The organism is Desulfuromonas acetexigens, assembly GCF_900111775.1.
GTDB classification, from domain to species: Bacteria; Desulfobacterota; Desulfuromonadia; order Desulfuromonadales; family Trichloromonadaceae; genus Trichloromonas; species Trichloromonas acetexigens.
This window is the reverse complement of the sequence record NZ_FOJJ01000019.1, coordinates 1-5794: the sequence shown is the minus strand read 5'-3', so window position 1 is coordinate 5794 and position 5794 is coordinate 1. Positions and strand designations below refer to the sequence as shown.

Sequence of the window (5794 nt, the reverse complement as noted above, 5' to 3'; positions counted from 1 at the left end):
GGCGGCCTGCGGGCTCGCTGGTTTCTACTTTACCGGCCTTGCATCTTCTTGAACCAGCGGGCAAGGCCGGTCTTTGAAGGGGTCCGGTCTTCTCCAAAGCGGCTGGAAATTTCGGCCAACAGTTGGGCAATGGTGCTGGGTTCGGTTTGTGAAAGAAGGAATTCTTTAATTTCCGGGTCTTTTTCGATTCGTGACCGGGGCGTTCTCTTGGGCGTGATAACCCAAGATTCGATGGCCTGAATTCTGGACTTTTGCAATATCCGGCCCGTTGCAAGGTGCAAGGCCTTCAATGCTTCGTTGTTCGGAAGGCCTTTAACCAGCTCATAAATCCTGTTTGCTTGCGCTTCAATCGTCATTTTTATGAATCCTTTCGAGTGCTTTTTCACGGTTTCTTTCAAGCCAGGCGGTCAAGTCATCAAATGTAACCCGGCAATGACTAAAAATCCGAAAACTGTCCAGCATCCAAGGCTTGGCTATCCGGCCGTCCGGGTATTCATCGTAATAATTGACCATACGCGAAAAGGTCTGTCTCTTAACCCCAAGTATCCGCATCACGTCCCCCCGGCAGTAACAGGGGCGCACGGGCAGCCCGACACGATCAAGGATAGCGGTCAATAGTTGTTTTCCGGTGGCATCGTCGGCTTGAAAGCGTTCGGGCTCTTCCTTTCCCATCGTGGCGGCGCTCCTGTCAATAAGGGGTTGTCGGTCCCCCTATCTTACACGCTTGCGACAGAATACGTCACACTTGGGCGGTTACAAAAAAAGTGACGGGGGGCGGCCGAAGCCGGGGACCGTCACTTTAATTCCCTGGCAGACCATAGAGGAGAGCATGAAGGTGAAAGAATCCCCCAGGCTCCTCCCCCCCGCCTATGGTCCGCCTGTCTTGGCGAGGGGGAGGTGAAACTTACATCTTGACCCCGGCCTGCTGGATGTTGCTCTTGACCATTTCCAGGGCGTTGGCGCGGTCAATGTTTGCGGAATCGAAGATATAACCGGGTTCGACAACCGCCGGAATTTTTACCGGGTGCCAATTCTTCACAATCGGGTCGACGACAGCCCCGTTGCTGACTTGCTCCTGAAGTTTCGCCAGGGCGTAAAGGGTGGACAGGGCGATTTCCAAGGAATCGGCGGCGGCCTGGTATTCATAAGAGGTTTCCCGGGCCAAGGCGGAAAGATAACCGTTCAGGGCGAACCGCTGTTGCTCTTGCAGGTCGAGAAGCTTTACCTTCTCCTGGTCCCGCCTTTCCCCAAGGGCTAAAATCACCCCGTCGAGATTCCCGGGACCGGCTGCGGCATTGGCTTGATTCTCGGCAAGTTTTTCTTTAAGAGCGGCGATCTTGTCGCCGCACTTCACCCCCAAGGCCTGGTCGGCTAGGAGGTTTTCAATTTCCGTCTCCATGGCCATCGCTTCGGCATAAAGACTATAATTGACTTCTTCGGAACGAAGGAAACCGGCCTCGGCACTGTCGATTTCATCAATTTTCAGCTTCACTTCGTGGATTTTCTCTTGTAGCGCCTTCAATTCATTCGCACTGCATTCGACCCCGATAGACTCAAGGGCGGCGAGGGCTTCATGAAGTTCCTTCTTCAAGCGGGCTTCACGATCCGCGGCGGCCTGGTGGTCGGCTTTCGCTCTTTCCATGGCATCTTTCAAGGCGGCCAATTCGGAACGGGTTCGCTCCGAAGCTCGATCCCCGGAACCGTCAACTCTGTGAAGGGCGCTTTCGTATCGGGTTCTTGCATCACCGGCCTTAATGGCAAGGCCCGGGAGGTTGATCTCCGAAATTTCGCTCTTGATTGCCGAAATTTTGGTTTCAATGGATTTTTTCGCCTGGTAACGCTCGCTGATTTTCATGGGGGTTCGTCCTTTCAATCCTAGATAAAGGTAGGGGGGAGGCCTGCGGCTTCACCTTTGGCGCTGTAATAGGCCAGGGGCGTAATCCCCAGCATCCAACAGGCGGCGAGCTCTTCCACGGTCAAGGGGGCAGTGGCTTCGGCGATATTTCGGGCCTCGGCTTCCCGTTTGGCCGCTTCGGCCGGTGAAAGCTTCATGAGTTTCGCCACGGCGGCCTTTGCTTCGGCCAACTTCAGCGGGTCCACTTCTTCGCCGAAGATGATTTCTTTTTCGGTTTCGGCCTGGTTCCGCGCCGATCCGTAACCGCCGCCCATCAACCGCGCGATTTTTTCCGGGGCGGACTCCCCCCGGTCGCGACTCATCGCCGCCGCCTGTTCCGAGTTTCGAGCCGCTTCAAATTCGTCCCGGCTGATTCCCATCATCCGACAGACTTTTTCCTGCTCTTCGGTCATAAAATGTCCTTTCCTCGTTGATTTCCGTTTTTCCGGTCCCTACCTAATTCCGAAACCGTGTTAAAACCCTTTTTAAACTTCGCTGTATTCAACGATTTTTCTTTATGGCTACCGTTGTATAGGTTTTGACTTTTCGACGGCTCACGGGGCAAATTCTGCAATCTGGCTTTCGCCGCCGTCCTGTCTCTTCCTCCCGTTCCTGTTCACCAGAATCGGGGCGGCCATTCTGAAGACCAACCCAAGAAGCGATAACTTCGGTTGTCCTTCTCCGATTCCCGCCAACCGCAAAGCAGACAGCGAACCGTCAAAATCCATCCGTCCTCCCCGGCGGCCTCCCTGAATTCATTGAGGTTCGGCCGCTTCGCCCTGCAATGGGGGCAGTGATCGTGCCTCATTCGTCCCCCGCCTGGCGGTTCATGGCTTTCAGGGCGCAGATAACCCGGGAGGCATCGCCCGCCCGTAAAAAGCGCAAGTCCGTAACCTTCGCCTGACGTGTAACAAATTTCCGTAACGCCCCTTCCCGTTTGTCCGGTGGGGCGGTGCTGACTTCGGCCCAAAGGGCGGCGATCATGTCGAGCTGCTTGGGCGTGGCGAACCCCTCCCGGTAGCCGGTGCCGATCTTCTTGGAGGGGATTTTCCGCCAGGCCCCGATGGCCAGGGCGTCACGTTCAAACCGTTCAATCAGTTCTTCGGCCCCGGAGAAGGTCAGAGAGCGGGAGGTCGAAACCCCGAAACCGGCCAAAATTTCACGGTAAACGGCATCGTCCAGACCAAGGGCATTTTTCAGGGCATGGATTTTCTTGTTTTGGGCTGGGGTGATCCCGCTTGTTTTTTTCGACGTCATTCCGGTCTCCGTGCCAGTCGGATAGGATCGCTCGTGGTAATCGGCAACGTGACGGCCAGCGGCCGCTGGTAGGGTGCCCAGGGGTAAGTCATCAGTAATCGGCCCTCCGAAGTGCCCGCGAAAAACTGGATTCAAGTTGACGCTCGCTCTGGCGGAACTGGTCGACCTGCGCGTCGGAATTCAGGACAAAGGTGTTATTCATGGTAATCGCCTTGCCGCCGGACCGGGCCAGCCGGGCCGTCTCTTCCCGGCTCGTCACCGTCGCTGGTCCCTTAACCAGCTCCGGCCCGTACTCGCCAACCAGACCAATCGAACCGGCTGGGATGATTCCTCCCTGGTCGTAAGCGCCGCTGAAATTGGTCCCGGCAATAGTTCCCACCAGCCCCGCCGTCGAAGCCGCAACCGACGCCATGGCGGCGAGGTTCGCGGGCCATGTGGTCGAAGCGGCGGCGGTGGCGATGGCTTGCGTTACTTTGATGGTCGCATCGGCGATGGCGAAGGCTTTGGAAACGGCAAACAACGCCTTGTAGGCGTCCGACTGTTCTCCGGCGAAGGTCTTGGCGAGTCCGGCCATTTCGCCAAACATCGAGGCCGAGGCGGAAAGCACCATCGATTGGCGCTCTTGCTCCATCGCCATCTGTCGGGCGGTATAGTCGGCGGCCAACTTCTCCATCAGGTCGGCGCGTTCGGCCTCGGTGATCTCCGTATTCGCCAGCACGATTTCCCGCCGCCGTTCGTAGCTGGCAAGGATCTCTTCTTCTTCGGTCATGAGCGAATCGCGGATGGATTCGACCTCGGCAAGCCGGTAGGCTTTCATGTCGGCAAGCTCGGCGTCCCGCTCTTCCTTCAGCTTGGCCGAGAGGTCCGCCCGCGCTTCACTCTCCGGCGCGGTGTTGTCGAGAACGATTTGCATGCGCCGCTCGTAGCTGGCCTGGATCGCCTCTTCCTCGCTCATCAGCGATTCGAGCAGGTCGGCATAGTCGCGGGCGCGTTGCTCTTGCAGCCGCTCGGCTTCGCGCTCTTCGGCGCTGATCTTAGGCGTCGTTTCGCGGGGGGCTTTCGCCGCCTTCCCGCCGCCGGTTGCGCCCGCCGCCGTGCCGCCTTCGCTGCCACCGATCTTGAACCCGGCAAGCGGGTCGCCGGTGGTGGTCTTGGACGCTTTCAGCTCATCGTATTTTTGCCGCAAGCGCTCGGCGCTTTCGATCTGCGTGTCGAAGCTGGCCAGGGCGGTAGCGCGTTCGGCGAGAATGGCGTCAATGCTTTCGTTGCGCGCCTGGTTGATGTTCTGGAGCTTCGCTTCCAGGCCGGTGGTGTCGGTCAGGGCGGCAATGGCGTTGCCCATTGGCCCGCCGGCACGAAGGGCTATTTCCTTCCAGTTGAACGCCTCGGCCGCCTGCGCCCGGGCCTTGTCCACGAAAGAGGCGATCTCCACCGTCGCGATTTGCACCGCCGCCCGCACGTTTTCGGGGAACTGGGCAAAGGCGCGGCTCATCCATTCGACGGCGCCGCTCACATCTTCGCCCCAGCCACCGCTTTCTTCCTCGAACATCCGGCTGATGATCTGCAAGGTCGTTTCGACGTCGTTGCCAAACCCGTCGAACTTCCCGCCGATGGCGGCGAGGTAGCCCTCGATCTGCCCCGAGGCGAGCATGTCGGTCAGCTCTTCAATCCCTGCCGTCGCCTTGCGCACCCCCTCTTCAATGAGGTCGCCCACACCCTGATCGGAAATCTGCCGGAAGAGCGCGTCCCAGGCATCGCCGAGATTCGACAGGGCGCCGTCAAGGGTGTTCATGCGTTCGGCCATGGCTCCGGCGAAATTGTTCTGCCCCAGGGAAATCAGATAGCCTTCGATTTCCTCAGCGTTCTTGCCGACTTCGGTGGTGATACCACGGAAGGTGAACTTAACCCGGTCGCCCTCGGAGCTGGACTTAATGCCGAACTCTTTCAGCCGCTCGAACTCGCCGGTGGCGGCATCGGCGACGGCTTCGATCATCTGATTCAGGTCTTTGCCCAGGGCGCTCGCCGTGTCGCCGTAGCTGGTCAGGGCTTCCTTGGAAGGGGTCAGCCCGTAGTTGACCAGCTTGACGAAAGAATCCGTGACTTGGGCGAGGTCATAGGGCGTTTCGGCGGCGAAGCGTTCCAGGTGCTCAAAAACCTTGGCTGCCTGTTCCGTCCCGCCCGTCGCTGTGATAAGTTGCGCGTTGAGCACGTCGAACTCACGGGTCACGTCAACGAGTTTTTTAGCCGAGAGCGCGCCGAAGGCGGCGGCCGAGGCCACCCCCATGGCGACGGCCGAGCGCATGAGCGCATCAGTCGCCCGGGCCGCCTGGTTCAGCTCGCCTCGCAAGGAACCGACGGCGCTACGTGCCGCTTCGGCCCCCTTGGTTTTGATTTCGACGAACATGCCCGCGTTATTCATGGGTGTACCTCCTAGCTCCGATTGACTCGAAAATAGCGGTCAATGTCATCAAGGCTGTCGATTGCGTTCTTTACTTTCTCCAAGGCCACGTCGGCAACGGCTCCAATATCGTCAACAACTTCCCCGGCCTGTGCCAGCGGGCAACCTATCGCGGCATCCGAGGCCAGGCGGAGCAAACTTACAACCTTGACCAGTTCCGCCTGGGTCGATCTCAGGGCTTTTTC

At 58.6% G+C, this 5794-nt stretch carries 8 protein-coding genes; all 8 read right to left on the bottom strand.

Features of this window, described 5'->3' with window-relative positions:
- Positions 1-29: 29 nt before the first annotated feature.
- Positions 30-356 (bottom strand): hypothetical protein, encoded by a 327-nt coding sequence (locus tag BQ4888_RS08950; protein WP_092056568.1) that lies wholly within the window; start codon positions 354-356, stop codon positions 30-32.
- Positions 346-672, bottom strand: coding sequence for a MerR family transcriptional regulator (locus tag BQ4888_RS08945; protein ID WP_092056567.1), 327 nt, complete (start codon positions 670-672; stop codon positions 346-348). Before BQ4888_RS08945 ends, BQ4888_RS08950 begins: the two co-directional genes overlap by 11 nt.
- A 232-nt stretch (positions 673-904) precedes the next feature.
- Positions 905-1642 (bottom strand): hypothetical protein, encoded by a 738-nt coding sequence (locus BQ4888_RS08940; RefSeq protein WP_140396633.1) that lies wholly within the window; start codon positions 1640-1642, stop codon positions 905-907.
- A 233-nt stretch (positions 1643-1875) separates the two neighbouring features.
- Positions 1876-2307, bottom strand: coding sequence for a hypothetical protein (locus BQ4888_RS08935; protein ID WP_092056563.1), 432 nt, complete (start codon positions 2305-2307; stop codon positions 1876-1878).
- 141 nt (positions 2308-2448) lie between these two features.
- Positions 2449-2622: a hypothetical protein gene (locus BQ4888_RS17555; protein WP_170232998.1), complete on the bottom strand. Its 174-nt coding sequence runs from the start codon at positions 2620-2622 to the stop codon at positions 2449-2451.
- 76 nt (positions 2623-2698) lie between these two features.
- Positions 2699-3151, bottom strand: a complete 453-nt coding sequence (locus BQ4888_RS08930) for a regulatory protein GemA (RefSeq protein ID WP_092056562.1) — start codon at positions 3149-3151, stop codon at positions 2699-2701.
- Between the two features lie 91 nt (positions 3152-3242).
- Positions 3243-5570: a tape measure protein gene (locus BQ4888_RS08925; RefSeq protein ID WP_092056560.1), complete on the bottom strand. Its 2328-nt coding sequence runs from the start codon at positions 5568-5570 to the stop codon at positions 3243-3245.
- Between the two features lie 11 nt (positions 5571-5581).
- Positions 5582-5794: hypothetical protein (locus tag BQ4888_RS17550; RefSeq protein ID WP_170232997.1), on the bottom strand; the 213-nt coding region annotated here is incomplete at its 5' end.

What these genes read in the sequence shown, in the direction of transcription:
- BQ4888_RS08930 (WP_092056562.1), bottom strand. Translation starts at nt 3,151, where the DNA reads ATGACGTCGAAAAAAACAAGCGGGATCACCCCAGCCCAAAACAAGAAA.
- BQ4888_RS08950 (WP_092056568.1), bottom strand. Translation starts at nt 356, where the DNA reads ATGACGATTGAAGCGCAAGCAAACAGGATTTATGAGCTGGTTAAAGGC.
- BQ4888_RS08945 (WP_092056567.1), bottom strand. Translation starts at nt 672, where the DNA reads ATGGGAAAGGAAGAGCCCGAACGCTTTCAAGCCGACGATGCCACCGGA.
- BQ4888_RS08940 (WP_140396633.1), bottom strand. Translation starts at nt 1,642, where the DNA reads ATGGAAAGAGCGAAAGCCGACCACCAGGCCGCCGCGGATCGTGAAGCC.
- BQ4888_RS08925 (WP_092056560.1), bottom strand. Translation starts at nt 5,570, where the DNA reads ATGAATAACGCGGGCATGTTCGTCGAAATCAAAACCAAGGGGGCCGAA.
- BQ4888_RS08935 (WP_092056563.1), bottom strand. Translation starts at nt 2,307, where the DNA reads ATGACCGAAGAGCAGGAAAAAGTCTGTCGGATGATGGGAATCAGCCGG.
- BQ4888_RS17555 (WP_170232998.1), bottom strand. Translation starts at nt 2,622, where the DNA reads ATGGATTTTGACGGTTCGCTGTCTGCTTTGCGGTTGGCGGGAATCGGA.